We start from the raw sequence: 26647 nt of genomic DNA, 5'->3' as shown, positions 1-26647 counted from the left end.
CGGTGCTCAGGCCGGGGCAGCGATCACGCGGGGACGGTGATCGCGTCAGGAAGCCTGGTTCCCAGGTACGACCCCGCGGCCTCAAGACGCGTCTGTAGCGTCGCGACGTCCACGCCCGAACCCGTGCCGTCGCCCGCGAGCGCGAGGTCGGCCGCTGTGCCGGCGGCCTGCCCCATCACGAAGCACGGGCCGGTCACGCGGCCCGAGGACTGACCGCCCTGCGTCATCGACGCTGCGCGTCCGGCGACGAGAAGATTACCGACGACCTGTGGCACCAGCATCCGATACGGAAGCTGGTTGAACCCTCGCGAGTCCACGGGGGCGAACTTGAATGCGACGTCGCCGACGACGTGGGCTTCGACAGGCCACCCGTTGACGCCGATAGTGTCATCGAAGTCGCGGCATTCGAGCACGTCTTCCTGCGTGAGTTGATAGGAGCCGACGATGCGCCGGGTCTCACGGATGCCGATCGACGGCGCGATATCGACCACATAGGAGTCCTGGAACCCGGGAGTGACCTGCTTGATGAAGGCGAAGGTGTCCTTCACCTGCTGACGCCCCTGGAGCTCTCCCCGCGTCAGCTGGTGCACGTCGGTGCCGTCGACGGCTGAGCCGTCTTCGTTGGAGAGCTGCGTGAGGTTCGAGCGCCACTCGAGCGGGTTGCGCTGCGGGCGCACGATCGGCTTCTTCCGCGGGAAGGAGTGCGTACCGGCGGCCTCGGCCTCCTCCATGAGACGGCGGACTGTCCTCCACGCCTCGCCCGCTTCGGCGGGATGGACTCCATTGATCCGGAACATGAGCGACGGGTACATGAGGTGCTCACTCACTTCGAACGGCGCACCAGACCATGCCGCGATGTCGCCGTCTCCTGAGCCGTCGATGAAGAAGCGGCCGCGCACGGCACCGCGTCCCGACTTGGACTCGACGATGACCGCATCGATCGTGCGCTCGTCGCGCATGGACACGTCGACGACCGACGTGTGGAAGAGCAGTTCGGCTCCCCCGGCCACGACGAGTTCGTCGGCGGCGATCTTGAGCGCGGAGATGTCGTACGAGAGGGCCTGGATGCGATCGTCGACCGAGAGATGCACGTCGTTCAGGCCGTCCATGACCCGCATCCGATCAAGCAGCTCGTCCGCGTAGCCGTGCACCGACTGGAAGTCGGTGCCGTACGCGCGAGCGTGCATCCCGCAGAAGGTCGCGAGGCCGCCCATCGTGCCGGCGCCGCCGAGGAAGCCGTACTTCTCGATGAGCAGAGTCGAGCGTCCGGCCCGAGACGCGGCGGTCGCGGCCATGAGACCGGCCGGGCCGCCGCCGACGACGACGACCTCGTACTCGCCGATGACGGGGATGTCACGAGCGGGCTCGTGAATGGTCTGCGACCGCTCGGTGGCACTGTTGTTCATGCGAGCTCCTTCGAAGGGCACGGGCGGGCGCAGAGGACGGCGCCGCACGAGAGAGGCTGGACGAGCGCCTCGTACTGGTCGAGGTATCCGCCTCCCGTGTCGCGATCTGCGGGCGGGACGTAGTCCGGTCTGGCGGCGAGCTCGGCCTCGGGGACCAGCAGATCGACGGCACCGCGCTTGACGTCGATCTCAATCAGATCATCGTCACGCACCCGTCCCAGCGGTGAACCAGGGCTCGCAGCCTCGGGAGAGACCTCGCCGACGGTCATGCCCTGATTGACGAGGCCGGAGAACTGTCCGTCGGTCACGAGTGCGACGCTGTGGGCGAGTCCGCGCGCGTGGAGCGCGAAGATGAACGCCGAGGTCAGCCCGAGCCCGGGTGCGCCGGTGACGCCGATGCCGCGAATCACGGCGACGTCGCCCTCGCGCAGCCGTCCGGTGGAGATGCCTTCGATCGCCTCCTCGCGCGTACCGAAGACGCGAGCAGGTCCTCGGAAGACATGCGGTCCCGGATCGGGAACCGGTCGTTTCGCGACAGCACCGCCCGGCGCCAGCGTGCCCTTGAGCACGCTGATCGCCGGATCGGTGCCGAACGGGTCATCGATCGAACGGATGACGTCGCCGTCGGCGGGCGCCGCGAGCTCAGAGTTCTCGGCGATGGTCGCCCCCGAGACAGTGAGCTGTGCACCATCGAGCAGAGGAAGCAGCTCGCGGATGATCGTGGCACCGCCTCCGGCGTCCTCGAACTCCTCCGTGAGGCGAGGCCCGTTGGGTCGCACCGAGCACAGCAGCGGGGTCTCGCGGCCAAGGGTCCGGTACATCTCCCACACGTCGACGTCGAGGCCGGATTCGATCGCGATCGCCTGCAGATGCTTGATCGTGTTCATCGAGCCGCCGATGGCGAGCATCGCGCGAGCAGCATTGCGCACCGATTCGTCGGTGATGATCTGCCGCGGGCGCACGTCGTTCTCGATCAGTGCGGCGAGCGCATGAGCGGAGCGCCGCACGGTGTCCCACATGGAGTCGCTCAGTGCTCGCACGGGAGCAGATCCTGGCATCGCCATGCCGAGCGCCTCGGCGAGGATGTGCATCGAGTTGGCGGTTGCGAGACCCGCGCACACACCGGGTCCGAGGATCGCGTCTTCGGCCAGCAGCTCGAGCGCATCGGTCGGCTCTCCAGTGACTGCGGCCTTCGAGGCGTGCAGGAAGATCTCTTCGATGTCGGCCTCACGGCCTTCGGCGAGTCCGGAGTGCTGGTAACCGCACGGCACGATGATCGTGGGGATGTCGAGGCGCCCCGCAGCCATGAGATGCGCAGGCGTCGTCTTGTCGCAGGACGACAGGCAGATCATCGCGTCCAGCTTCGCGCCTTCGACAGCGGCTTCGATGTCGTCGACTATCAGATCGCGGCTCGGCAGGATGTACCTGCCCGCACGTCCTGCACTCGTCACGAAGTCGCTCGGCGCTGTCGTGCGGATCTCGAACGGCAGCAGACCGGCCTCGCGCAGGTCGCCCTTGAGACGCGCGGCGACGTCGTCGAGATGCGAGAAGCACGCGGCGAGTTCCGATGACGTGTTGACGATCGCGACCTTGGGTTTCTCCCAGTCCTCTTTCGGAATACCGAGCGCCGTGTAGTGCGCTCGGCGCGCGATCGCGAGCGCTGAAGACGGCGGAAGGTTACTGCGGAGTGTGGGCATCATTGTCCTCTCGTCGCAAAGATTCATCCGAAACAGTCGGATCGGTGCGAAGATCACCAGTGTACGCAGTGCGGGCGTAATGTCGCAATGCGTACACATGACGGCGTGACGGAGGAGGTGCGGTGAGGTCGAACGGGCGTTTTGACGGCGTTGGAGGTCCTCGGCTCACGCCCGGGCTCCTCGTGGTGCTCTGCGTGCTCATGACGCTCAACCCGATCGTTGCGAGCATGTATCTGCCGGCGCTGGGGGTCATGGCCGACGACCTCCGGACGAACATCATCGGCATTCAGCTCACCCTCACCGCGTTCTTTCTCGGCGTCGCCGTCGGCCAGCTCATCGTCGGCGCTCTCTCCGACAGCCTGGGCAGACGTCGCGTCGTGTTGATCGCGTTCACCGTGCTCACGGTGGCAAGCATCCTCGCGGCTCTCGCTCCGACCCTCGAGATGTTGATCGCGAGCAGAGTGCTCCAGGGACTCGGCGCCGCAGCCGGCGTCGTGGTGGTGCGGGCGATCGTCTCCGATATCGGCGTCGGACCGCAGGTCTCGCGCGCCTACAGTCTGCTCATGGGCACGCTCGCAGTGGGACCGCTGATCGCCTCGCTCTCGGGCACCGTACTGCTGCAGGTCTCCGGCTGGCGCGCGATACTCGTCGGCACTGTCGTCGCAAGCGCCGCCTTTCTCCTGCTGGCGATCATCGGCGTTCCCGAGAGCCTTCCGCCGGCCCGGCGCGCGCCGTTCAGCGCCGTCGGTATGGCAGCCGTGTACGGGCGTCTGCTGCGCGACCCTGTGTACGTCGGATTCTTCTTGACGATGGCGTTCATCTTCGCGGGTCTCACGATCTATGTGAACGCCTCTTCGTTCGTCGCACAGGATGTGCTCGGTGTCGATGTATGGGGCTTCTGGCTCATGTTCCTGGCCTACGGGCTCGCTGTTCTTGCCGGAGGGTGGATCAACGCCCCGCTATCGGTGCGGTACGGCCCGCGACGGATGCTGCTCATCGATCTCACTGTGGCGACGGTGCCGGCCGCGCTGCTCGTCGTCGTGACAGCCTTCGGTGCCCTCAACGTGCCGGTGTACGTGGCGCTGATCGCCGTGGGCTGCACGGGTGTGGCCGGTGTGATGGCGAACGCGACGACCCTCGCCCTGGGCCGCACGCCGTTCGCGGCGGGATCCGGCGCCGCCCTGATGGGGTGCATCCAGTTCGCCTTCGGCGCGCTCGCTGGCCCGGTCGGAGGGTTCGCCGGGCCGAATACGGCTCTGCCGATGACGATCGGGATGCTCACGTGCTTCGTGCTGAGCTTCGCTGCGAGCCGGTTCGCCCGGTTCCACGAAGGTCGCGCTCCGCGCGGTCTTCCGCTAGATGAAAACCCTCCTGCTGCGCCCGCCGGCGGCGGGGCATTGTAGAAGTCGGCGGTCCACGACGGATCGCGGCGACACACGGAGGAACCGGATGACCACTTCGATTCGCGAAGCGCTTCTCGACCCGACCGGCGCAGCCGAAGGCGTGAACGACAGCACTCTCTCCCCGCGCCCGGTGACGCTGAAGGGCCTCACCGTCGGCCTGCTCGACAACACGAAACCGAACTCGACGCTGCTGCTCGACGAGATCGCGGCCGATCTCAAGCGCGACTACGGCATCGGTGAGATCAAGCACTACGTCAAGGACTACTTCGGCACGCCCGTCAAGGACGAACTCTTCCGGCAGATCGTCTCCGAGGTCGACATCGTCATCACCGCCGTCGGCGACTGCGGTTCCTGCAGCGCGGCGACGGTGGCCGACGGCATCCTGTTCGAGCGCGCCGGTGTACCGGCCGTGAGCATCACGTCCGACTCGTTCGCGATGTCGGGGCAGGCGATGGCCGACGTGCAGGGCTTCCCAGGATTCCAGTTCGTCATGGTGCAGCACCCCGTCGCGAGCCTGGACGTGGAGCACATCCGCGGACGAGCCGATCAAGCCGTGCCGGATGCTCTGCGCATCCTCGGCGTCACCGAGATCGTCTGACTACAGGCATCCGAGAACCAAGGAGATCATCATGAGTACGACCGTATCCGTGGACAACGCCCTCGCTTCGTTTCGCGAGATGATGGAGACGGATGGCTACCTGCTCACCTGGTCGGAGGTCGGCGGCGACAAGGTCGTCGTCAAGATCGACGCGAGCGACGGCGCGTGCGAGGACTGCCTCGTGCCCCTGCCGGTCATGACCAGCATCATGGCGAAGGCGCTCGACCCGACAGGCTACGAACTCGACCACGTCGAACTCCCCGGGAGCCACTAGGCGCAACGAGCTGGAGACGTGCTGACGTGCACACGGACGAGAAGTCTGCGTTGCCCACGACGATGAGGGCCGCTGTCCTGCGATCTGATCGCCCCGAACTCGAGATCGTGCGGATCGCAGTACCGACCCCTCAGGCAGGCGAGGCACTCGTGAAGGTGACCGCCTGCGGTGTCTGTCACACCGATCTTCACGTGATCAAAGCCGAAGTCGCTTTTCCGCGCCCGGCGGTCCTGGGCCACGAGATCAGCGGCACCGTGGTGTCGTTCGGTGACGGCACCGCTGACACGCATGGTCTGAGTGCGGGCGATGCAGTCGTGGGCGCCTTCATCATGCCCTGCACCGAATGCGCTGAATGCACGCGCGGTCGCGACGATCTCTGCGCGAACTTCTTCGGCCAGAATCGCCTCCGCGGAACCCTCTATGACGGCACCAGCCGGCTCGCCCTCCCCGACGGCTCGTTCCTGGCCATGTACTCCATGGGCGGCTTGGCTGAATACTCCGTGGTGCCCATCTCGGCACTCACCAGACTTGCCGACGGACTTGACCCGGTGTCATCCGCGATCCTCGGTTGCGCCGCATTCACGTCGTACGGCGCCGTCCACCGCGCCGGGCACGTCGAGCGCGGCGAGTCGGTTGCGATCACCGCCGTGGGCGGCGTCGGCAGCGGGGTGCTGCAGATCGCCAAGGCCGCCGGTGCCGAACCGATCATCGCCATCGACGTATCGGACGAGAAGCTCGATGCGGCCCTCCGGCTCGGTGCGACCCATACCGTGAACTCGCGCAGCGCAGACGTGAGAGCAGAGGTCCGCGCGCTGACCGGCGGACGCGGTGTCGACGTCTCGTTCGAGGCCCTCGGGCACCCGGCGACCTTCCGTCAAGCGATCGAGATCCTCGCCGACGGCGGACGCATGATCGCGATCGGGATCGCCGCTGGCACCGCGACCGCCGAGGTCGAGATCACACCGCTCGTGCGGCGCGGCTACACGGTGACCGGATCGTTCGGCGCGCGCACTCGCGTGGATCTGCCTGCCGTGGTCCAGTTGGCGGTCGACGGGCACTTCGATGCCGAAGGACTCGTCACCCGGCACTACGCACTCGATGACGCGGATGCCGCCTACCGGGCTCTCGCGCTCGGCGAGATCACCGGCCGCGCCGTCGTCGTCATGGACTGATCACATCATCTCCGAGAAGAAGAGGCTTCGATGACCGACCGCATCCCCCACTGGATCGATGGTGCGCGCGTAGACCTGCCCGACCGCCGTACGAGCGCGGTGTTCGACCCCGCCACCGGCGTGCAGAGTGGATCCGTCGTGCTGGCTGAGACAGCCGACGTCGATGCGGCCGTCCGTGCGGCAGCCCGAGCGTTCCCCGCCTGGCGCGATCTTTCCGCTGCGGGACGGCAGACGATCCTGTTCCGCTTTCGTGAGCTGCTGGATGCACGAAAAGGCGAGCTCGCCGAGATCATCACCTCCGAGCACGGCAAGGTCGTCTCGGATGCTCTCGGTGAGATCGCCCGCGGCCAGGAGGTCGTCGAGTTCGCACTCGGTTTCCCCGAAGCGCTCAAGGGCGACTACTCGCTGAACGCCTCGACAGGCGTCGACGTCCACTCCTTCCGCCAGCCCATCGGCATCGCGGCGATCATCAGCCCGTTCAACTTCCCCGCGATGGTGCCGATGTGGTTCTTCCCCGTTGCCCTCGCGGCGGGCAACGCCGTCATCCTCAAACCGAGCGAGAAGGACCCATCCGCCGCACTCTGGCTCGCCGCACTGCTGCACGAGGCCGGCCTGCCGGCCGGCGTCTTCAACGTGGTGCACGGCGACAAGGTGGCCGTGGATGCTCTGCTCGAGCATCCCGAAGTCGCATCGATCTCGTTCGTCGGCTCCACGCCGATCGCGCGCTACATCTACGAGACCGCGGCCCGCCATGGCAAGCGTGTTCAGGCCCTTGGCGGGGCGAAGAACCACATGCTGGTGCTCCCCGATGCGAACCTCGACCAGGTCGCCGATGCAGCGGTCAACGCCGGCTTCGGCTCGGCGGGAGAGCGTTGTATGGCCATCTCGGTCGCTGTCGTGGTCGAACCGGTCGCAGACGATCTCATCGAGAAGGTGACCTCGCGGATGCGTCGTCTGCGCATCGGCGACGGCCGTCGCGACTGCGACATGGGACCGCTGGTGACGCGAGAGCATCGCGACCGGGTGGCCTCGTACATCGACATCGCTGCCGCGGACGGCGCCGAGGTGGTCGTGGACGGCCGCGACATCGCCCCCGACGGAGATCCGAACGGGTTCTGGCTCGGCCCGACGTTGCTCGACCGCATGCCCACATCATCTCGCGCATACACGGACGAGATCTTCGGTCCGGTGCTCTCGATCGTGCGCGTCGACAGTTATGAAGCAGGCGTCGAACTCATCAACGCCGGTGCATTCGGCAACGGGGCGGCGATCTTCACCAACGACGGCGGTGCCGCTCGCCGGTTCCAGTACGAGATCGAGGCCGGCATGATCGGGGTGAACGTGCCCATCCCCGTGCCGGTGGCCTACCACTCCTTCGGCGGCTGGAAGGCCTCCGCCTTCGGCGACACGAAAGCGTATGGTCGCGAGGGCTTCCGCTTCTTCACCCGCGAGAAGGCCGTCACCACGCGTTGGCTCGATCCGAGCCACGGCGGCATCAACCTCGGCTTCCCGCAGAACGCCTAGCGACCCGAAACTCCGCTCGTCACCGCCGTCGCCCTCACCGGCCGACCGCCGCGGGCTGAACGCGGCGCTGCCACGGCAGCACCAGCGGCGTGATCAGACGGAACACGAGGTTGATCGCCAGGCCGAGCAGTCCGACGATCAGGAGCCCTGCGTAGACCTCCTCGACGGCGAACTGCTGGCCCGCCCTGCGAATGGCGGCCCCCATCCCGTACTCGGCGCCGACGAACTCGGCGGCGATCAGCGTGATCAGGCAGGTCGCCATCCCGAGACGCAAGCCGTTCAGCAACCCTGGCGCGATCGCGGGGAACAAGAGGCGCGTGAAGAATCGGAAGCCGGTCGCCCCGAAGCTCCTCCCCGCCTCGATGAGGTCCGTCGGCACGTCCCGAACCGTCCCGCGTGTGCTGATGATGATCTGGAAGAACGCGGTCGCGAAGGCGGTGATGATGTAGGCCACCTCGCCGCGCCCGACGATGATGATGAACAGCGGCAGGAGCGCGATCTTCGGCAGGGGGTAGAGCGTGTCGGTCACGGGACGGATCAGCATCTCGACGGTGCGCCACCGTCCGGACGCGACGCCGATCGCGACACCCAGCACCGCTGAGAGGACGAAGGCCACCAGGAGTCGCTGGACCGTCAGCACGAGGTCGAGCCCCAGCCTCCCGTTCACGAGTTCGTCGACCGTGGTCATGATGATGTCGCTCAGCGGCGGGAAGAATCGCGGGTCGAGCAGGCCGGCGCGGGTCAGCACCTCCCACAGCACGAGGATGAGGATCGGGATGGCCCAGGACTGCGCCCAGCGCCGGACTGTCGAATTCATATCTGCGCCCCCTGGACGTCGCGTCGCCACGGCAGCAGGCGATCGGCGACCGCGTCGAACCCGACTGAGCTGAGCAGCCCGATGATCGCGATGATCAGAAGCGCGACGTACATGTCGGTGACGCGGAGGATCTGCCAGTTCGACCAGAGGAACTGACCGAGCCCGTTCGGGGCGCCGACCATCTCGATCGCGATCACGGCGATCAGCGTGAACCCGAGCGAAACCCGGATGCCAGTGACGATGGACGGCAGCGAGCCGGGTACGAGGATGCCGAAGAACTGCCGCATTCCACGTGAGCCGTAGTTCTCGGCCACTTCAAGCAGCGTGCGATCGATGCTGCGCACGCCGGCGACCGTGTAGAGGACCATCACGATGAGAGGAGTCACGAGCGCGGTCAGGATGATCGCCATCTCGGTGCGGCCGAGCAAGAACGTCAGGAAGGGAAAGAACAGGACCCCCGGGATGGGATAGAGGAACGCGAGCACCGTGTGAGTGCCGCGCTCCATCCACTGCGAGAGTGTGATCACGATCCCGACGCCGACGCCCAGGACCACGGCGAGGATGATCGTGACGACGACGCGCAGGATCGTGGCGATGATGTCGCCCCCGAGCCCCGAATCCGGCTCGAACACGATCACGCTGCGCGCGATGATCTGCGTCGGAGGCGGGAAGAAGGTCGCCCGGATGATGCCGGCCCGGCTCAGGAGTTCCCACCCGAGCAGGATGACGATCGGACCGACGAACAGCGCCCACTTTTCGCGAAGGCCGCGCCAACTCACTTGTCATCCACCGCCATGGCCGCGTGCACCTCGTCGCGGAGGTGGTTCCAGATGTCCTGGGACAGCGCAGCGAACTCCGGGGTGCCGCGCAGCTCGGGTGTGCGATCGGGACCGAAGTCGAGTTCGACGATGTCGCGGATCCGCCCAGGCCGTGCGGACATCAGCACGACGCGATCCGAGAGGAAGACCGCCTCGTCGATCGCGTGGGTGATGTAGAGCACGGTCGGCTTCGTCTGCTGGCGGAGCTCCAGGATCTGCTCCTGCAACAGCGTCCGCGTCTGTGCGTCCAGAGCGCCCAGCGGCTCGTCCATGAGGAGCACTTCGGCATCCTGAGCGAGCGCCCGAGCGATGCCGACTCGCTGCTTCATCCCGCCGGAGAGCTGATGCGGGAAGAAGTCGCCGAAGCGTCCGAGGCCGAGCCGGCCCAGCTGCTCATCGGCGATCTCGGCCGCCTCCTTCTTGGGCACGTTGCGGTTGCGGGGTCCGAACATGACGTTGTCGCGCACCGACATCCACGGGAAGAGAGCGTGCTCCTGGAACACCATCGCCGTCTTCGGACGGTCGGGCTTGGTGCTTCGGATCTCGACGGTTCCTGAGGAGGGCTCGTGGAGGCCGGCCACGAGCCGCAGCAACGTCGACTTGCCGCAGCCCGAAGGACCGACGATCGAGACGAACTCGGCTTCCGCGATATCGAGCGAGACGCCCTCAAGCGCCGTCACCTGCTCCTTCCCCGGGAACCGTTTGCTCACATCGGTGAGCCGGACCTTCGGCCGGGCCTGCACGGTCATCGATTCGCCCGCATCAGTTCTCGAGGGCTGCATCGCGCCAGCTGAAGTCCCAGATGTCCTCCTCCGGGATGATCTCGTCGTAGTTCAGCGACCCCTGCTCCATGAAGAACTCCTGGTAGCGCAGCAGGACGTCGAAGTCCACGTCGAGGTCGGCCGAGATGTGGTGCTGACGCGAGGCGGCGACGATCGCAGGGTCCGCCCCCGTGTACTGCTCGACGAGGTCGAGCATCTCCGGCGTGTCCCAGCCGTTCGCGTCGAGGTCCTCCGCGGCCATCGCGTAGGCGCGCATGAAGTCCTCCGCCAGCTGTGGGTTCTCGTCCGCCCAGTCGGTGTTGTAGATGATGCCGGTGAAGGGCAGCGGATCCTCATCCGTAGGCGTCGCCCACGGACGGTATCCCGATCCGTTCTCCTCGGCCTGCGTGGGGAACGGCTCCGACAGGATGCCGGCCGCGATGCCGCCGTTGGCGAGCGCGGGCACCTGATCGGGGAAGGGGATGTATTCGAGCGCGACATCGTCCATCGACAGCCCGCCGCGCTCGAGCGCGAAACCGAGCAGCGCCTCGGTGACGACCCCCGGCGCGTTCACGGCGAACGTCTGCCCCGCGAGCTGCGACATGTCGTCCGCCACCGCGGCCGCCTCGTCGGACGAGCCGGCCAGTTGCGACGAGATGATGAAGTAGTCCTCGATATAGCCCGAATGCATCGGGGCCACGTATCGCACGGGCAGGCCTTCGTCCACGGCGTTGTACGCTGCCGATCCGATGCCGGCGAACCCGGCGTCGTACTGGGCGGTCGCGACCCCGGTGATCGACTCGTTGCCACTCGCCACCTCTACCAACTCGACATCGATTCCGACCTCTTCGGCGTACTTCTCGGCGGTCACGAAGAGCGGCAGCGATGATCCTGTCGCCAGATAGGCCACCCGGATCGTGCCTCCCCCGCCGCCGGCATCGTCGTTCTCGGTTGCAGCGCCCTCGGGGTCTGCTGCGCATCCCACGAGAACGAGGACGGCGACGGCACCCGTGACTGCGAGCGCCCTGCGGGTACGGCTTGCTGTGTTGTGCATCATGATGAAACTCCCTTGTTTCTGTTGCGTACGTCTACTGGTGCCGTCGTGCTGGTGGCTGTGACTAGTGCCCGTGCTCTCGCGCCATGAGCCAGGAGGCACGGCCGGTGATCTTCGCGTCGATCACCAGAGGGTGATCGCGATCCGACTCGAGCCAGGCCGCTACGCCGCCGAGGTCATCGAGCGAGCGCACGGTGATCGCGTCGCAGCCGTAGCCCCGTGCGATCGCCGCGATGTCGGTGTCAGGGAAACGCACGATCTCCTGCTCCTCAGACGTGGAGTCCGGGAACAGGTGGATCTCGGCACCGTAGGCGCTGTCGTTGAAAGCGATGACGACCATGCCGAGCCGCAGCCGCACGGCGGTTTCCAGCTCCACGGCCCCCATCAGCAATGACCCGTCACCGGTGCCGAGCACGGCCGTCCGATCCGGACGCGCGACGGCAGCGCCGATGACGCTCGCAAGACCCAGGCCGATGGACTGGAATGAGAGCGGGAGTACGTAGCCTTCGTCATCGGGCACCCTCAGGTGCGCGCCGGGGTACGCATTGACGTTTCCGCCGTCCACGACGACGACGCGTTCGTCCGGAAGCATCGCGTCGAGTGCGTTGGTCAGTGCAGCAGGGTCGACGAACCCCGGCTCGTCGACCGCCTCGACTTCCTGGTCCGCCCAGTAGCGCGCTGCGCGAACCCGTTCGGCGATGTCGGGAGTGCGGTAGCCGATCCGTGTCGTCTCAGAGGCCGTCAGCGCCTTGATCACGGCGCGCGCGACGGCACGCGTGTCGCCGACGATGCCCAGGTCGACCAGTCGGTGCTTGCCGATGGCGTCGACGCGGTCGTCGATCTGGACTATCGTCGCCTTCTCGAGCAGGGTTCCGCCACGCGTTGTCCAGTTGTTGAGCGCGACTCCGAAGCCGACGATGAGGTCGGCGTCGCGAACGAGCTCCGCCGCACTCTCGGTCGCGAAGCCACCGACGACATCGAGCGCCCAGTCATCACCCTCGAACACCCCGCGCGCGCCGCCCGACGCGATCAGCAGTGCGCCCGACAGTGCCGCGAGCTCACGCAGGTCGTGCTTCGCCGCACGCGAGCCACGGCCTCCGATGATGATCGGTCGCTCCGCTCCAGCGAGCATGTCGGCGAGTTCTGTCGCGTCCCGAGCCAGGACGGTCGGCGTCGGCACGCGGAGGTTCGACGCCGGCCGAGGGCCCGGATACGCGATCTCACGGTCCTGGATGTCGATCGGCAACGAGAGCACGACCGTGGCTCGTTCGAGCTGGGCGACCCGGAACGCGCGCGCCGCATCCGCGAGCGCGGTCTCGGCGGAGTGGATGCGCATGGGCGTGGCACCGACTGCACGCACGGCGCTGTCCTGGTCGATGTGGAAGTTCGACGTGACGTCGCCGACGGCGGTATCGGCGGCGAGCACCAGGAGCGGCGTGTGGCACTTCGCGGCCTCGGTGATGCCCGTCAGTGCATTCGTGAGCCCGCATCCCTGGTGCAGGCTCAGCGCGCTGACATCGCCGGTGATGCGGGAGTACGCATCGGCCATGGATGCCGCACCGGCTTCGTGCCGGGCCGCGACGTACGTCGCACCGGAAGCGACGAGCGCGTTGGTCACCCGGAAATTGCCGCTCCCGACCACTCCGAACACCTGAGACAGGCCCAACTCGGCGAGCATTCGGCCGACAGCATCGGCCACCTTCATCATCTGCGTCACTGCACTGAATCCGTTTCTCAGGTCATCGGCGACCTGAGACCACGCTAGGTGCGCCACCCAGGTGCGTCCAATGAATAATAGGCATCTGTCTTATTCACCTGATGAATAATAGAGACATGCTGGCGAACATCGACCTCAACCTGCTTCGGACCTTCGTCGCCGTCTACCGTGCGAAGAATCTGACCTCAGCCGCAGAGACGCTCCGCGTGTCGCAACCCGCTGTCAGCCACGCTCTCCGGCGACTGCGGGCGCACTTCGGTGACCAGCTCTTCATCCGCACCGGGACGGGCGTCCGCCCCACGCGCCTCGCCGCAGATCTGTACGCCGAGATCAGCAGTCCGCTCTCGCGGATAGTCGCGATCGCGGAAGACGGCAATCGCTTCGACCCGACGATGTCACAGCGCCGATTTCGCATAGCGCTCACCGACCTCGGCGAGGCCGGACTGCTCCCGCGCATCCTGCTGGCGACGGGCCACGACGGGCCGGGAATCTCGATCGAAGTCGTCCCCCTCGACATCGACACAGTGGCGCGGGACGTGCTGTCGGGCGATATCGACGCGGCGATCACGAGTTCCCCGGTTGCGGGACCGGTGAATCAGGAAGTCCTGTTCCAGGACCGCTACGCCTGCCTTGTGCCATCTGCTCTCGAGGACGACGACGGCAGAATTCGGGTCGATGATCTGCGCCGCCTCCCCGAGGCCAGGGTCGGCTCGTCGGCCGGCCACCGCGCGATCACCGAGGCTGTCACCACGCTGGGCGCGGGTGTCCTCTCGCGGATCCCCCATGTGGAGGTGCCCCGGTTCACCTCCCTGCCGTGGATCGTCGCTCGCTGCGGATTCGTCGCAATCGTTCCGATCGATGCGTTCGCCGCGATCGCTCTTCCCACCGGGACGAAACTTCTCGAGCTGCCGTTCCCTTCTCCGACCACGTCGATCCACCTCGTCTCCCATCACGATGCCGGGACCAACACGGCGACAGCCTGGTTCCTCAACATCGTGCGCGCGACGCTTTCGACACAGGGAACGCCAGAGACAGCTCAGCCGCCGGGAACCGGTGGCAGCTCGATCACGGTGCCAAGGGTCGAATAGCGCGGCCCGGCGAGACGTCCGAGCGGCCGGAGAAGCTCGGTGTCGATGCGCCCGTCCCGCATCACGGACTCGTCGATGTTCCACCCGACCACGCGCCCGACGACGAAGTCCCCTCCGGTGGGGCTGAACGAGATCGTACGCTCATGCACGCACTCCATGCTGATGGGAGCAGCGGCCAATCGGGGCACGGTGATGATGTTCGAGGGCGCGAGTTCGAGTTCCTGCGCCTCCGCCTCACTGACGTCCGGCGCCATCAGCTCGGAGCTGGCGTGCACCTGCGCCAGTTGCTCCTCGCGCGCGATGTTGACCACGTACTCGCCGTCGCGCTCGATGTTGCGTGCAGTGTCCTTCAGCCCGGCCGCACGACGATTGATGGTGAACCCCAGCATCGCGGGATGCTGACTGACCCACGCGAACGAACTGAACGGCGCGAGGTTCACCGTGTGAGGCGCGACGCCGCTGGTCACCCACGCGATCGGTCGAGGGACGACCGACCCCACGAGAAGACGATAGGTTTCGGCGGGGTTCAGAGTCGACGCGTCGACGAACATGATTGAGCCTCCTGGAGAAGCGGACAAGAACGGTGTGCAAGCGAGCGCTCGCGAAGATCATCAGGGATGTCGGCGGGAAGGGCGCCGTTGCCGAGGTCGATGGCGTGGCCCCAAAGTTCCTCGGCGCGCAGCGCGACCGTGCGCGAGACCGGACCGAAGTCGTCGTCGGACAGCTGCACTCGCCTGGTCCACGCCGACTCGGGGAGGTCACGCCATTCCACGTTCAGGTGCACGGCCGCGTGGGCGACGAGGTTGCGTAGCGCCTCGGCCGGGAGGGTGGATCCGAGGGATTCCTCCTCTACCCGCTGGTGCGGGGATCGGTAGAGGGGGACGGACTCGTCGCGTCCCGCCCCCTCGACCACACGTACGAACGCGCGCGCGTGGTATCCGACGTGGGCGACGAGCCGCGACCGTGAGACACCGGGGATGAGCGAGGACCCCGTGAAGTCGGCGTCTCGCAGGTCATTGAGCATGCGTGCGAAGAACGCCTGACCGCGCCGCGCGGCGAGCAGACCCGCCCGCAGACTCGGGTCGGTGACGTTGTCCGTACGGTCGGCCATCAGAGGGAGGGGCCCTGCACGCGGTTGCGCAGGATGCCGATCCCGTCCGCCTCGGTCAAGAGTTCGTCGCCGTCAGCGAGATAGCGGGCCGGGACTCGTGCGTGCCCCACGCCGCCTGGTGTCCCCGTCGCGATGACGTCGCCCGGCTGCAGCGTCAGAATGCTCGACACATAGGCGACGAGGTCCACCGGATCGAACACCAGGTCGTCGGTCACCGAATCTTGAACGACCTCGCCGTTGACCGTGCAACGAATGCGGGGACCCGGCGCGAAGTCGTCCGTGGTGACGAGGTAAGGACCGAACGGCGCCGTCCCCTCGAACGTCTTGCCTTGAAGCCACTGCAACGTGCGGTTCTGGTAGTCGCGCATCGTCACGTCGTTGATGACGCTGTACCCAGCGACGGCGGCCGCCGCGCTCTCGCGATCCGCATCGCGTACAGGCATGCCGATCACGACCGCGAGCTCGGCCTCCCAGTCGACTGCTGAATCGGCGTGCGGGGGCAGCACGATCTCGTCGTAGGGCCCGATGAGCGCCTCCGGATACTTCGCGAACAGCGTCGGGTGCTGCGGAAGTTGGCGCCCCATCTCGACGATGTGCGACCGGTAGTTCAGCCCCACGCAGATGATCTTTCCCGGCCGCGGTACGACCGGCGCCCAGCGATCATCGGTGATCTCCTCCACAGCGTGCTGGACGCCGTCGGCACCCAGCGCGCGTTCACGCCAGTCGGAATGCGCGAGAAGCTCCCCGACATCGCGTACTCCGGCGATCTCCACCACGGAGTCGTCGTGCACGATCACCGCGGTGGTGCCTTCTCGTGAGCGCAGCGTCGCCAGCCTCATGCGACACCGTCCCTGCCCGGCACGTGCGTGCGCGCGAACCCCAGGCGCTCGATCACTGGAGCGTCGCTGAATCGGAACAGGTCGAATTCTCCGTCCGCGCGAAGCGACCACGGCACCCAACTCGGCACGACGAAGAGGTCACCTTTCTGCAGCGCGTGGACTTCGTCGCCCATTCGCACCGAGCCGCTGCCTTCGAACACCTGCCACACGCTGGATCCGACCTCATGTCTCATCGGCGTCTCCGCAGCGGCGCGCAGCCGGTGGAACTCGCACCGGATGGTGGACATGACGTCGCCACCCGTCGTGGGGTTGGTGTACCGGATCGCCGCGTGGCCGGGTTCGACCGTCGCCGGGTAGCCCTCATCCTCCAGCGCGAGCTGCTCGCGCAGGGCCGCATCCGTGTGCTCCCAGCGGTAGGCGCTCAGCGGCGAAGAGACCGTGCTCTCGAGCCCGGACAGCGGTCGCAGGCCAGGATGCGCCCACAGCCGTTCGGCGCGGGAGAACTCCGGCGATGCTTCATCGGTGACCCGCTCGGACCCGAACTCGAAGAAACCGACATCCGTGTAATTGGAGAGCGGGATGTCGAGTCCGTCGATCCACGCCATCGGCTCGGAGGTGTCGTTGTGATGACCGTGGAAATTCCACCCCGGAGTGAGCAGAAGGTCCCCACGGGACATGCGGACAGGGTCGCCGTTGACGACGGTCCAGACACCCTCACCTTCGACGACGAATCGAAAGGCGTTCTGGCTGTGACGGTGTTCGGGCGCCGTCTCGTGTCCGCCCAGGTACTGGATCGCGCACCACAGCGTGGGCGTCGCGTAGGCCGTTCCCGGCAGGCCGGGGTTGCGCAACCCGATCGCGCGCCGCTCCCCTCCACGCCCGACGGGGACGAGTTCTCCCGAACGCTGCGCGATGTCGTACAGCGTCTTCCATCGCCAGACGTGGGGGACTGCCTGCGGTGTCGGAGTGATCGGCATGAGATCGTCACGTTGTGTCCACAGCGGGGCCATCGAGTTCGTCTCGAAGTCGATGTAGAGCTGCTCGAGCTCGGGCGAATCTATCCGCCCGTCCATTTCCTGCATCACTCGCCCTTCTTCGCCGCGAACTGGGCCCAGAGCCATTCGATCGTTCCGCCGAGATCCACTTCGGGGTTGATTCCCCATTGCGCCTGCAGTCCGTCGGAGAGTGCAAGGAACACCCGAGCCATCATCGAGGCGTCGACGTCCTGTGCGAGCATGCCTGCCTGCTGACGGGCTTCGATGTCTCGTCGCATGCTCGCGAGCACCTCGTTCTCGCGTCGGAGGAAGAACTCATGCGCGGGATGCTCTGCATCCGCCGCGGCGGCTTCGAGGTTGACGTAGAGATTGACCAGCGCGGGAACCGACTCATTGTGACGCGCGACCCGGATCGTCATCGGGTCGTCTCCGCCCTGCGCGGCGACGATACGCCGGTTGACGATGTCGCGCTGTCGCAGCACCTCGACGAGCAGATTCTCCTTCGTCCCGAAGTGGTGCAGGAGACCTGCCTGAGTCATACCGACCGCGTCGGCGATATCGCGCAGCGACGTCGCCCCGTAACCCTTCCGCTCGATGATCTCCAGTGCGGTCTCGAGGATGAGATCCTGGCTCTCGCGTCCCTGGGCGTACGTTCGACGTGGCGCCCTCCGACGGATGGGCGCGCTCGGCTGTCCAGCGGGGAAGAGGGGGCTCGCGTAATCTCCGGGAACGTCGACACGGGAAGTGCGCACCGCCTCGATCGAGCGCGGGATGTCGAATGGCAGGCGCCCCTCGGCCTGCGTGCGGCCGGTGAGCACCTCGAGCACTGCGATATCGGAGGCACCGAATTCGACGAGCACCGCCGCACAGCTCGGGAAGAGAGGCTCGAGGATCGCGGGGCGCTCCAGGTGGACCACGAGGATGACCGGCGCGTGCGCGGAGAGCGCCTGCAACCGTTCAACGATCTCCGGTGCGAACTCCAGCGAGCCTGCATGGAAGCTCGCCTCCAGAGCGAACTCGTCACGAGGGTCGTAGGGTGCAGCGATCCGCACGATATTCGCATCGGCATCCGTCGGATCGGCGACAGGGATCAGGCCCGCCTTCTTGAGCGATGCGTCCGATAGCCCCTCGGAGAACACCTTCGCCCCGCGCCGCAGCGGGAGCGCCGGGTTGGATGAGGACAGGCCGTTGGTCAGCACGACCATCGATCGCGCCTGAGCGGCATGCCCGGCGGCGCGGTATTCCTCCGTGCCGACAGAATCGGTCGCGGTGTCCTCGTCGACGTAGGGGTCCTCGAACAGCCCGAGCGCGAACTTCACGCGAAGCAGACGCCGAACCGACTCATCGATGCGAGTTTCGTCGATCGCACCCGATTCGACGAGCTCTACGATGTAACCCGGCTCTTCCTCGCCGCCGAGCTGATCGCAGCCCGCCTCGAGGATCTTCTGCACCCGCTCGAGCTCCGTGAGGTGCTCCACACCCCAGGCCCGCGGTGGCAGCACCTTGCCGCCGATGCGGGACTCGGTGACCAAGCCCCAGTCCGTGCAGACCACTCCGTCGAAGCCGAGCTTTTCACGTAGCAGGCCGGTGATGATCTGGCGGTTGAACCCGAACCCGACCTCCTCGACAGGCTCGCCGTCCAGAGTCAGCCCGATCGGGATGCCGTAGGAGGGCATGATCGCAGGGACGCCGCGGGCGATGACCCGGCGGAACGGTTCGAGATGGTAGTCGAACATGTCGCCCGTGTAGTCCTGCTCCTTGCCGTAATCGAAGTGCGGGTCTTCGCCGTCACGTTGCGGTCCGCCGCCAGGGAAATGCTTCGCCATGCACGAGACGCTCTGAGCACCCAGCCCCTCGTTTCCCTCGAAGCCGTCGACGTACGCGACGCCCAGCTTCGCCACAGTCTCGGCATCTTGTCCGAAGGTGCTGTATTGGCGCGCCCAGCGTGGCTCTGTAGCGACATCGAGGGTGGGATGCAGTGCGAGCCTGATGCCGATCGCCGTGTACTCGCGGCGTGCGATGTCGGCGAAATCTCGAACCGTCGTCTCGTCTCCGATCGCACCGAGTCCGAGAGGCTCCGGCCAGGCGGACAGATGCTCGGCGCTGAAGGATGCTCCCCAGTTCTCCGTGAACGAGTGCCGAGGGTCGGTCGAGATCGTCACGGGGATGCCGTGCGGCGCCTGCTCGGCGACGCGCTGCACTTCGTTGTTCCATCGAGCCATCGCGCGAGGGTCGGGAATGCGGTGCACGTTCAGATGGGTCACGTGTCGCTCTTCGATCATCTGGCGTGCACTGAGCTCACGAGGCGCGATCTCTGCGCCGTCGATCGCACCGTCATCGGTCACACTGACCACCGACTGCACCATGAGCCCCGCCTTCTCGGCGAGAGACAGTCGGGAGAGCAGATCCTCGACGCGCTCCTCAACGGGCAGACGCGGATTCTCGTAAGGGTCCATCACCCCATTGCCGTTGAGATCGCGGTAGGCCGTGCCGTCCGTGTGTCGCGCCGAGCGTCCTGCGGCGGTAATGGTCGTGTTTTCCATCCTCATCTTTCCGAACCGGTCGCCAAGAGGCGCCGTTCTTCGCGACGTTCCCGCTGGATAGCGACGTCGGCAACAGGTGCCGACATGAACAAGCGCTTCGTGTACGCGTGCTCGGGCCGGGCGGTGACCTGATCGACATCGCCCGCTTCGACGATCTCACCTCGGTACAGCACTGTCACCCGATGGCTGATATGCCGTACGACCCCGAGGTCGTGCGACACGAACAAGTATGCGACACCCGTCTCCTCCTGGATCTCGATGAGGAGATCGAGCACGCGCGCCTGAGTCGTGAGATCGAGTGCCGAGACGGGCTCGTCGCAGATGATCAGCCGGGGGTTGAGCGCGATGGCCCGGGCGATCGCCACGCGCTGGCGCTGTCCGCCCGAGAACTCACGGGGCAGGCGCCGTTCGGCATCCGCCGGCAGGTGCACCCGATCGAGGAGCTCGCGGATCCGCGCGTATGCGTCCTTGCGCGTCCACCCCTGGATCAGGAGCGGTTCGGCGAGAATGTCAGCGACCGTCATCGACGGATTGAGCGACGTGTACGGGTCCTGGAAGACGACCTGCATCTCGCGTGCGAGCGATCGCCGATCGCTCGCACCGGCATTCGTGATGTCGCGCCCGTCGAACGCGATCGTTCCCTTGGATACGGGAGCAAGCCCGAGGATGGCGCGACCGATCGTCGTCTTTCCCGACCCCGACTCTCCCACCAGGCCAAGAGTCTCGCCCGGCCGGATATGCAGCGAGATACCGGTGAGCGCGGTGAAGACCTTTCGTCCTCGGCCGCGGTAGACGACCTCGAGGTCGTCTACGCTCAGCAGCGTTTCGGATGCGTTCATCCTCTGCTCCCCTCTGATGAGGCAGCGCCGGCGGTTGTCGGAGCCACGTAGGTGCGGACCGGTCCTTCGTCGAGCATCGACGCGAGGAGGGTCTGAGTATAAGGATCGCTCGGCGTCCGCAGAATCGTGTCGACGTCGTCGGTCTCGACGATCCGTCCCGCCTTCATGACGGCTACCCGATCGCAGATGTCCGCGACGACCCCGAAGTTGTGGGTGACGAGGAGCACTGCCATGCCGGTCTCGCTCTGCAGGTCCCGCAGCAGATCAAGGACTTCGGCCTGCACAGTGACGTCCAAAGCGGTTGTGGGTTCGTCGGCGATCAGGAGCTTCGGCTCTCCCGCGACAGCACCCGCGATGAGGACGCGCTGCGCCATGCCGCCCGAGATCTCGTGCGGATAGGCGCGGAAGGTCGCCTCCGGGTCGGGGATGCCGACCTTGGCGAGCAGGCTGAGGGCACGCTCTTTCGCGTGCGTCTTCGACAAGCCGAGCCGCGTACGCAGCGGCTCGGTCAACTGCTGCCCGATACGGAAGCTCGGGTCGAGGTTGCTGAGCGGCTCCTGAGGAACGTAGGCGATGTCCGTTCCGCGCAGCTTGCGCCGCTCTGCGGTGCTGAGCGTCGCTAGTTCCGTACCGTCGAATCGGATGGATCCTCGCGAGACCCAGCCGCCGTCAGGGAGGAGGCCGAGAACCGAGAACGCGGTCTGCGTCTTACCTGATCCCGATTCGCCGACAAGGCCGAGTACCTCGCCGGGAGCGATATCCAGCGAGACATGATGCACGACGGTGTTCTTCGAATCACCGATTCCGTAACTGACCTCAAGGTCGCGCACGGACAGCAGCGATGCCTCGGTGCGATCCGTGAGCGACGCGACGCTGGCAGGCTGCGGGCGGCCCACCTTCGAGCTGTCTCCGGCATCGCGGTCCTCGAGGGCGTCGCGCATCGCGTTTCCGAGCAGGATGAGCGCCATGGTGGTGAGCCCGATTGCCAGACTCGGCCAGAAGATCAGCGACGGATTGACGAAGATCCGACGGAACCCCTCGTTGAGCATCCCGCCCCACGACGGCACCGAGCTGTCCGCGATGCCGAGGAACTCAAGCCCTGCCTGCACCGCGATGGCGATGCTGGCGAGGCGTGCAGACTGAATGATGGCGGGCGCGCGTACGACTGTCAGCACGTGACGACCGATGATGCGGGCGTCGCCGAGCCCGGACACCCGAGCCGCGTCGATGTAGAGCTCGCCACGAACGGCCTGAACCGAGGCACGCACGATGCGGAAGACCCCCGGCGCGAGTAGAACGCCGAACACACCCATCGATATCCAGATCGACGGACCCGCAACAGCACGTACCGCGAGCAGCAGCACGATTCCCGGCAGTGCCATGTTGAGGTTGTTGAACCAGTTGGCGACGGCGTCGAACGGGCCACCGTAGTACCCGGCGAGAAGACCGGTGGGCAGCCCAACCACGAGGGCGACTACGAGGGCCAAGGCGGCGCCGGCGAGACTGACCTGTGCACCGAGGAGGAGACGGCTCAGTACGTCTCGTCCCGATGCGTCAGTTCCGAGGAGGTGCTGTGCGCTGGGCGATTGCATCGCATCGCGGAGCACGACGAGGTCGGGTGATGGAAGCGGGAGGAACGGCGCGACAAGTGCACTGAGGACGATGATGAGGAGGACGGTGGCCGCCGCGACACCGAGGGGGTTGCGAAGGAAGCGCCGGAACGCTCCCTGCTTTGCGGCACGCGCAGCGGCCACGAGAGTGGTTGTCTGGCTCATGAGAGACGCACCTTCGGGTTCAGCCAGGCGACGGCGAGGTCGACCAGCAAGTTGACGATGACGACGATCACGACATAGGCGAGCACTGCTCCGAGGATCAGTGGGACGTCCGTGCGCACTGCGGCTTCGATGGCGAGGCTACCGAGACCGGGAAGCGCGAAGACCTGCTCGATCACCACGGCGCCGCCGAGGATGCCGACGACCTGCACGGCGAGCGCCGTCAACCCGGTCGTAGAGGAGTTGCGCAGCACATGGACGAGAACGACCCTGGTTTCTGAAAGACCACGGCTACGGAGCGTGCGTACGTAGTCCTGGCGCATCATCGCCAGCATCGAGCTGCGAACCTGCTGCGCTATTCCGGCGATCGCCGGAATGGTCAGTGCGGCGACGGGCATGACGAGACTCCGCGCCCATGCACCCGGATCGGTACTGAAGTCGGTGTACCCGGTGGCGGGCAGCCATCCGAGTTGGATCGCGAAGACCGTGACGAGGAACAGCGCGATTATGAACGCAGGGAGCGCATCGCCCAAGGTGCTCAAGAACTGCAGGGCTTTGTCGACCCATCCGCGCCGCACAGCCGAGACAATGCCGACGGCGAAGCCGATGACGCCGCTGATCAGCGTCACGAGGACGACCATCGCGACGGTGACGGGCATCCGTACCCCGATCGCGGCCCATACGGACTGCGACGTGAACAACGATGTGCCGAAGTCGCCCTGCACCGCAGCGATCAGCCAGTCAAAGTACTGCACGAAGATCGGACGATCCAACCCGAGCTCCGCGTTCAACTGCGCGACTTGCTCCGCGCTGGCGTTCTCGCCGAGTACGTTGCGTGCAATGTCGTCGAACGCGGGCGACACGAGCAGGAAGACGATGAGCGAGGTCGCGAAGACGAGCGACACCGCCGAGATGAGGCGTTTCAGAAGGAAGGGCATGAATATTCTCCTGTGGAGAGGGAGGGACCCCGCGAGAGCGGGGTCCCTCCCGATCACTTTCCGCTGGGCGTGAAGTTGTAGATCGACGGCACAGCCTGCTGCACCTGGGGCACGATCTCTATGCTGTCGCCGTAGAAATTGAACGTGTCAGGGCGCATCACCGGCGCGAACCACACGTTGTCGACGACGAACTCGTTGATCTGACGTGCGATCTGAGCCTGGCCGTCCTCATCGGCGAGGGGGTACTCCGCAATGAGGTTCTCCAGCTCAGGATCGGTCGATGCCATCGGGTTCCACGGAGCATCCGGCGAGAGCAGGAACTGCGTCGTGCCCCAGTCGGAACGCTGCGCGAGCGTCATGAACGCGAGCGGGAACTCACCTCGTTGCATGGACGGGATCGCCTCACCCGGACCCCACTGGTGACGGGTCACGGTCACGCCGATGTCTTCCCAGTTCTGGATGATCGCGTCGTAGATGACGGGTTCGAAGACACCGCTGACGGGGAGTGTGAACGCGAGGTCGCTCGCGCCGGCTTCCGCCAGAAGTTCCTTGGCGCGCTCCGGGTCGTATGCGTAGGCGTCATCGAGATCCTTCGAGTAGGCAGACGTCTCGGGACCGAAGACCTCTGAGGTCTCGGCTCCGAGCCCTTCCCAGCCCACCTGCACGAGCGCCTCGGAGTCGATGGCGATGGCGAGCGCCTCGCGTACACGGACATCGGCGAGTTCGGGCAGCAATGCACCGTCTCGGTCGAAGAACAGGATCCCGCCCCAGTTGACCGAGAACGGTTCGGGAGCGTTGAGGCCCGCGGCTTCGGCCTGAAGCGCAGACGCGGCTCGGTTGAGCGAAGCGAAGTCGATCTGGCCGGAGGTGAGTGCGTTGAGTCGCGCCGTCTCGTCAGTCAGGATCTTGAACTCGACTGTGTCGAATGGGAGCGCTTCGCCCCAGTAGTCCTCGTTGCGCGTCACCAGGATGGTGGATCCAACGACGGTCTTACTCGTGTCGAGCACGTACGGCCCGGACCCAACAGGTGCGGTCGCGAGATCCGGTGATGCGAGAGCCGCGGGGCTGCCCATATACCCACCAGCGTTCGCGAGGTTAGCCGGGAGGTCGGGATCGGGCGAAGACAGGTTCAACGTGACGGTGTCGTCATCGACGACGTCGACGCTGGCCACGCTGGACAGGTTGCCCAGCATGGGTCCGTTGGCCGTCTGGAAGTGGTCGATGTTCGCCTTGACAGCCTCGGCGTTGAAGGGCGTGCCGTCGGTGAAGGTGACATCGGTGCGCAGGTCGAGCGTGAGCGAGAGGTTGTCGTCACTCGTCGTCCACTCGGTGGCCAGCATCGGGACGAGTTCGCCGTCGGGGTTCTTCTTGATCAGCGTGTCGTACACGGACTGGAAGATCGGAGCGAGATGGCCCTCGTTCGCCTGGGCCGGGTCCCAGCTCGTCGGCTCTTGAAGGGAGCCGATCGTGAGCAGGGGTGCGGTCTCCGAGCCGCTCGGCTCGTCGTTCTCGGTACCACCTGCGCTGCAGGCGGTCAGCGTCAACGCGGCGACGGCTACCGCCACCGCAAGACGGATGAATGGTGCGGAACGCATGTGTTCTCCTACAACGTCATTGGTTCGGGAATCGCCGTGCCACTTTGCCCGACGACGTAATACTAAATACTGTTCAGTAGTTTTGCAACTGCTTACCCGCCCAGGGCCGCACGCGAGTACAGCGGCTCCCAGACTTCGCGCGGTAGAACACCGACCCGCCCGCTCCAGGCCGCATACCCATCCGACAGCTCACGCACGACGGACCGCTGTTCACGTGCGAGATCGGTCGTCTCGCCACGGTCGAGCGCGATGTCGTAGAGTTCCCACGCGCCAGGATGCTTCCGCACCAACTTCCACCGACCGCGACGGACCGCGGCGTTCCCTTCGTGCTCCCAGTAGAGTGTTCGATCGTCGGCGGATACTTCTCCTCGCCACGTCGAGAGCATGCTCACTCCTTCCAGCGGAGCGACGGGCGAGCCTCCGCGCTCTTCGGGGTAGTTCGCTCCGGCCATCTCCACGAAAGTGGCCATGATGTCGGTCAACTGATGCGGACGATCTCTGATCGCAGCCACGGTGGGCGTCGCAATCGGCCAGCGCACGATGAACGGCGTCGAGATGCCGCCCTCGTGTACCCAGTGCTTGTACTCACGAAACGGGGTGTTGGACACGTTCGCCCAGGCACGGCCGTAGCTGGCGAACGTGTTCACGGCCCCCGGCCAGACCTCGCTGGTGTTGCCGAACGCGATCGGCTCGCCACCGGCCGTCGTGCGTGCGAAAGGCAGTGGCCCTCCGCCTACCGGAATCTCCTCCGCGCAGCCGCCGTTGTCCGAGAGGAAGACGACGCAGGTGTTCTCCGCGACTCCGCTCTCGTCGAGCGCCCGCAGCACGTGCCCGATCCCCTCATCCATGAGCGCCACCTGCGCCGCATAGACCTCCATGCGGCGCGCCTGCCAGCTCTGTTCGAGATCGTCATCCCACACGGGCACCCGAGGATCAGCATCGCTTTCGACGAACTCATCGTCACCGAAGAGTCCGAGCTCTTCCTGACGATCGATTCGCGTCCGACGCGCGTGCGTCCATCCTGCGTCGTACCGTCCGGCGTGCTGCGCAACCGCGGATTCCGGCGCTTGGAGCGGCCAGTGCGGCGCGGTGAAGGCGACGTACGAGAAGAACGGCTCGTCGGGTCGGTCCCGCACGTGATCCCTGATCGTGTCTGCGGCCGAACTCGCGACGGCCTCGGTGTAGTAGAAGTCGTCAGGTACTGCGACCCGCTGCTCGTCGCGGTACAGCGCGGGCGGCGTGTAATAGCTGCCACCGCCGTCCAGCGTTCCGAAGAAGGTGTCGAACCCTCGGCGCGTCGGCCACGTGCTGTTCGGCTCATCGATCCGACCGCTGACATGCCATTTCCCGACCATGTGAGTCGCATACCCCGCTGAGCGGAGGACCTCGGCGAGAGTCACGCACTGATCGTTCAACGTCCCCGGATAACCTGCGGGCGTATCGTCGCGCGTGAGGATTCCCACCCCGGTCTGGTGCGGATGCAGCCCTGTGAGCAACGACGCCCGCGAAGGCGAACAACGAGCGGTGTTGTAGAACTGCGTGAGACGGACCCCCTCCTCGGCGAGCGCATCGAGATACGGCGTCGGGATTTCGCCACCGAAGCAGCCGATGTCCGAGAACCCGAGATCATCGGCCAGGATCAACACGATGTTCGGGGGCGCATCAGATGAAATGCTCATTCGTCGT

23 protein-coding genes are annotated in these 26647 nt (G+C 66.1%); 6 read left to right on the top strand and 17 right to left on the bottom strand.

Features of this window, described 5'->3' with window-relative positions:
- Positions 1–23 precede the first annotated feature (23 nt).
- A complete protein-coding gene (locus tag ACYVG2_RS08335; protein WP_460780537.1) occupies positions 24–1406 on the bottom strand; it encodes an FAD-dependent oxidoreductase in 1383 nt (460 codons plus the stop codon).
- The gene (locus tag ACYVG2_RS08330) at positions 1403–3106 is read right to left on the bottom strand and encodes a dihydroxy-acid dehydratase domain-containing protein (RefSeq protein WP_460780536.1); all 1704 of its coding nucleotides are present in this window, start codon (positions 3104–3106) and stop codon (positions 1403–1405) included. The genes ACYVG2_RS08335 and ACYVG2_RS08330 overlap by 4 nt, the downstream gene beginning before the upstream one ends.
- Positions 3107–3225: 119 nt before the next feature.
- Here ACYVG2_RS08330 and ACYVG2_RS08325 point away from each other — a divergent pair, with 119 nt between their 5' ends.
- From ACYVG2_RS08325 to ACYVG2_RS08305, 5 genes are read left to right on the top strand one after another with little or no spacing between them, the layout of a single operon-like run.
- Positions 3226–4506, top strand: a complete 1281-nt coding sequence (locus tag ACYVG2_RS08325; protein WP_460780535.1) for a multidrug effflux MFS transporter — start codon at positions 3226–3228, stop codon at positions 4504–4506.
- 46 nt (positions 4507–4552) lie between these two features.
- The gene (locus ACYVG2_RS08320) at positions 4553–5104 is read left to right on the top strand and encodes a UGSC family (seleno)protein (protein WP_460780534.1); all 552 of its coding nucleotides are present in this window, start codon (positions 4553–4555) and stop codon (positions 5102–5104) included.
- Positions 5105–5135: 31 nt separating this feature from the next.
- Positions 5136–5378 carry a hypothetical protein gene (locus ACYVG2_RS08315; protein WP_460780533.1) on the top strand — a complete coding sequence of 81 codons (243 nt, stop codon included), beginning with the start codon at positions 5136–5138 and terminating at the stop codon, positions 5376–5378.
- Between the two features lie 50 nt (positions 5379–5428).
- Positions 5429–6550, top strand: coding sequence for a zinc-binding dehydrogenase (locus ACYVG2_RS08310; protein WP_460780532.1), 1122 nt, complete (start codon positions 5429–5431; stop codon positions 6548–6550).
- A gap of 30 nt (positions 6551–6580) precedes the next feature.
- Positions 6581–8074, top strand: coding sequence for a CoA-acylating methylmalonate-semialdehyde dehydrogenase (locus tag ACYVG2_RS08305; protein WP_460780531.1), 1494 nt, complete (start codon positions 6581–6583; stop codon positions 8072–8074).
- Between the two features lie 34 nt (positions 8075–8108).
- On the opposite strand, the gene ACYVG2_RS08300 is transcribed toward ACYVG2_RS08305, so the two are convergent.
- The 5 genes from ACYVG2_RS08300 to ACYVG2_RS08280 all read right to left on the bottom strand — a co-directional run bounded on the left by ACYVG2_RS08300 (position 8109) and on the right by ACYVG2_RS08280 (position 13232).
- A complete protein-coding gene (locus tag ACYVG2_RS08300) occupies positions 8109–8891 on the bottom strand; it encodes an ABC transporter permease (RefSeq protein WP_460780530.1) in 783 nt (260 codons plus the stop codon).
- Entirely contained in the window at positions 8888–9670 is a 783-nt protein-coding gene (locus tag ACYVG2_RS08295; RefSeq protein WP_460780529.1) for an ABC transporter permease, read from the bottom strand. The genes ACYVG2_RS08300 and ACYVG2_RS08295 overlap by 4 nt, the downstream gene beginning before the upstream one ends.
- Positions 9667–10491 carry an ABC transporter ATP-binding protein gene (locus ACYVG2_RS08290; protein ID WP_460780528.1) on the bottom strand — a complete coding sequence of 275 codons (825 nt, stop codon included), beginning with the start codon at positions 10489–10491 and terminating at the stop codon, positions 9667–9669. The genes ACYVG2_RS08295 and ACYVG2_RS08290 overlap by 4 nt, the downstream gene beginning before the upstream one ends.
- A complete protein-coding gene (locus ACYVG2_RS08285) occupies positions 10472–11527 on the bottom strand; it encodes an ABC transporter substrate-binding protein (protein WP_460780527.1) in 1056 nt (351 codons plus the stop codon). The genes ACYVG2_RS08290 and ACYVG2_RS08285 overlap by 20 nt, the downstream gene beginning before the upstream one ends.
- A 61-nt stretch (positions 11528–11588) precedes the next feature.
- Positions 11589–13232: a thiamine pyrophosphate-binding protein gene (locus tag ACYVG2_RS08280; RefSeq protein ID WP_460780770.1), complete on the bottom strand. Its 1644-nt coding sequence runs from the start codon at positions 13230–13232 to the stop codon at positions 11589–11591.
- Between the two features lie 125 nt (positions 13233–13357).
- Here ACYVG2_RS08280 and ACYVG2_RS08275 point away from each other — a divergent pair, with 125 nt between their 5' ends.
- Positions 13358–14329, top strand: coding sequence for a LysR family transcriptional regulator (locus tag ACYVG2_RS08275; protein ID WP_460780526.1), 972 nt, complete (start codon positions 13358–13360; stop codon positions 14327–14329).
- Here ACYVG2_RS08275 and ACYVG2_RS08270 read toward each other — a convergent pair.
- The 10 genes from ACYVG2_RS08270 to ACYVG2_RS08225 all read right to left on the bottom strand — a co-directional run bounded on the left by ACYVG2_RS08270 (position 14278) and on the right by ACYVG2_RS08225 (position 26640).
- A complete protein-coding gene (locus ACYVG2_RS08270; RefSeq protein ID WP_460780525.1) occupies positions 14278–14880 on the bottom strand; it encodes a flavin reductase family protein in 603 nt (200 codons plus the stop codon). The two genes, ACYVG2_RS08275 and ACYVG2_RS08270, sit on opposite strands and share 52 nt — an antisense overlap.
- Positions 14856–15440 (bottom strand): maleylpyruvate isomerase N-terminal domain-containing protein, encoded by a 585-nt coding sequence (locus ACYVG2_RS08265; protein ID WP_460780524.1) that lies wholly within the window; start codon positions 15438–15440, stop codon positions 14856–14858. The genes ACYVG2_RS08270 and ACYVG2_RS08265 overlap by 25 nt, the downstream gene beginning before the upstream one ends.
- Positions 15440–16279 carry a fumarylacetoacetate hydrolase family protein gene (locus tag ACYVG2_RS08260; RefSeq protein WP_460780523.1) on the bottom strand — a complete coding sequence of 280 codons (840 nt, stop codon included), beginning with the start codon at positions 16277–16279 and terminating at the stop codon, positions 15440–15442. The genes ACYVG2_RS08265 and ACYVG2_RS08260 overlap by 1 nt, the downstream gene beginning before the upstream one ends.
- Positions 16276–17361, bottom strand: coding sequence for a cupin domain-containing protein (locus tag ACYVG2_RS08255; protein WP_460780522.1), 1086 nt, complete (start codon positions 17359–17361; stop codon positions 16276–16278). Before ACYVG2_RS08255 ends, ACYVG2_RS08260 begins: the two co-directional genes overlap by 4 nt.
- Complete coding sequence (locus tag ACYVG2_RS08250) at positions 17361–19817, bottom strand: glycoside hydrolase family 3 N-terminal domain-containing protein (RefSeq protein WP_460780521.1); 2457 nt, start codon at positions 19815–19817, stop codon at positions 17361–17363. Before ACYVG2_RS08250 ends, ACYVG2_RS08255 begins: the two co-directional genes overlap by 1 nt.
- Before the next feature lie 2 nt (positions 19818–19819).
- Positions 19820–20656, bottom strand: a complete 837-nt coding sequence (locus ACYVG2_RS08245) for an ABC transporter ATP-binding protein (RefSeq protein WP_460780520.1) — start codon at positions 20654–20656, stop codon at positions 19820–19822.
- Complete coding sequence (locus tag ACYVG2_RS08240; RefSeq protein WP_460780519.1) at positions 20653–22431, bottom strand: dipeptide/oligopeptide/nickel ABC transporter permease/ATP-binding protein; 1779 nt, start codon at positions 22429–22431, stop codon at positions 20653–20655. The genes ACYVG2_RS08245 and ACYVG2_RS08240 overlap by 4 nt, the downstream gene beginning before the upstream one ends.
- A complete protein-coding gene (locus tag ACYVG2_RS08235; RefSeq protein ID WP_460780518.1) occupies positions 22428–23366 on the bottom strand; it encodes an ABC transporter permease in 939 nt (312 codons plus the stop codon). Before ACYVG2_RS08235 ends, ACYVG2_RS08240 begins: the two co-directional genes overlap by 4 nt.
- Before the next feature lie 53 nt (positions 23367–23419).
- Positions 23420–24961, bottom strand: a complete 1542-nt coding sequence (locus tag ACYVG2_RS08230; protein WP_460780517.1) for an ABC transporter substrate-binding protein — start codon at positions 24959–24961, stop codon at positions 23420–23422.
- Positions 24962–25053: 92 nt separating this feature from the next.
- On the bottom strand, positions 25054–26640 hold the full coding sequence (locus ACYVG2_RS08225) for an arylsulfatase (protein WP_460780516.1): 1587 nt from the start codon (positions 26638–26640) through the stop codon (positions 25054–25056).
- Positions 26641–26647: the final 7 nt, after the last annotated feature.

This window comes from Microbacterium shaanxiense (assembly GCF_054779995.1).
This window is presented reverse-complemented; position numbering and strand designations above follow the sequence as displayed.

What these genes read in the sequence shown, in the direction of transcription:
- ACYVG2_RS08270 (WP_460780525.1), bottom strand. Translation starts at nt 14,880, where the DNA reads ATGTTCGTCGACGCGTCGACTCTGAACCCCGCCGAAACCTATCGTCTT.
- ACYVG2_RS08225 (WP_460780516.1), bottom strand. Translation starts at nt 26,640, where the DNA reads ATGAGCATTTCATCTGATGCGCCCCCGAACATCGTGTTGATCCTGGCC.
- ACYVG2_RS08335 (WP_460780537.1), bottom strand. Translation starts at nt 1,406, where the DNA reads ATGAACAACAGTGCCACCGAGCGGTCGCAGACCATTCACGAGCCCGCT.
- ACYVG2_RS08290 (WP_460780528.1), bottom strand. Translation starts at nt 10,491, where the DNA reads ATGCAGCCCTCGAGAACTGATGCGGGCGAATCGATGACCGTGCAGGCC.
- ACYVG2_RS08300 (WP_460780530.1), bottom strand. Translation starts at nt 8,891, where the DNA reads ATGAATTCGACAGTCCGGCGCTGGGCGCAGTCCTGGGCCATCCCGATC.
- ACYVG2_RS08320 (WP_460780534.1), top strand. Translation starts at nt 4,553, where the DNA reads ATGACCACTTCGATTCGCGAAGCGCTTCTCGACCCGACCGGCGCAGCC.
- ACYVG2_RS08265 (WP_460780524.1), bottom strand. Translation starts at nt 15,440, where the DNA reads ATGGCCGACCGTACGGACAACGTCACCGACCCGAGTCTGCGGGCGGGT.
- ACYVG2_RS08285 (WP_460780527.1), bottom strand. Translation starts at nt 11,527, where the DNA reads ATGATGCACAACACAGCAAGCCGTACCCGCAGGGCGCTCGCAGTCACG.
- ACYVG2_RS08245 (WP_460780520.1), bottom strand. Translation starts at nt 20,656, where the DNA reads ATGAACGCATCCGAAACGCTGCTGAGCGTAGACGACCTCGAGGTCGTC.
- ACYVG2_RS08240 (WP_460780519.1), bottom strand. Translation starts at nt 22,431, where the DNA reads ATGAGCCAGACAACCACTCTCGTGGCCGCTGCGCGTGCCGCAAAGCAG.
- ACYVG2_RS08280 (WP_460780770.1), bottom strand. Translation starts at nt 13,232, where the DNA reads ATGATGAAGGTGGCCGATGCTGTCGGCCGAATGCTCGCCGAGTTGGGC.
- ACYVG2_RS08250 (WP_460780521.1), bottom strand. Translation starts at nt 19,817, where the DNA reads ATGGAAAACACGACCATTACCGCCGCAGGACGCTCGGCGCGACACACG.
- ACYVG2_RS08275 (WP_460780526.1), top strand. Translation starts at nt 13,358, where the DNA reads ATGCTGGCGAACATCGACCTCAACCTGCTTCGGACCTTCGTCGCCGTC.
- ACYVG2_RS08315 (WP_460780533.1), top strand. Translation starts at nt 5,136, where the DNA reads ATGAGTACGACCGTATCCGTGGACAACGCCCTCGCTTCGTTTCGCGAG.
- ACYVG2_RS08230 (WP_460780517.1), bottom strand. Translation starts at nt 24,961, where the DNA reads ATGCGTTCCGCACCATTCATCCGTCTTGCGGTGGCGGTAGCCGTCGCC.
- ACYVG2_RS08235 (WP_460780518.1), bottom strand. Translation starts at nt 23,366, where the DNA reads ATGCCCTTCCTTCTGAAACGCCTCATCTCGGCGGTGTCGCTCGTCTTC.
- ACYVG2_RS08260 (WP_460780523.1), bottom strand. Translation starts at nt 16,279, where the DNA reads ATGAGGCTGGCGACGCTGCGCTCACGAGAAGGCACCACCGCGGTGATC.
- ACYVG2_RS08305 (WP_460780531.1), top strand. Translation starts at nt 6,581, where the DNA reads ATGACCGACCGCATCCCCCACTGGATCGATGGTGCGCGCGTAGACCTG.
- ACYVG2_RS08330 (WP_460780536.1), bottom strand. Translation starts at nt 3,106, where the DNA reads ATGATGCCCACACTCCGCAGTAACCTTCCGCCGTCTTCAGCGCTCGCG.
- ACYVG2_RS08255 (WP_460780522.1), bottom strand. Translation starts at nt 17,361, where the DNA reads ATGCAGGAAATGGACGGGCGGATAGATTCGCCCGAGCTCGAGCAGCTC.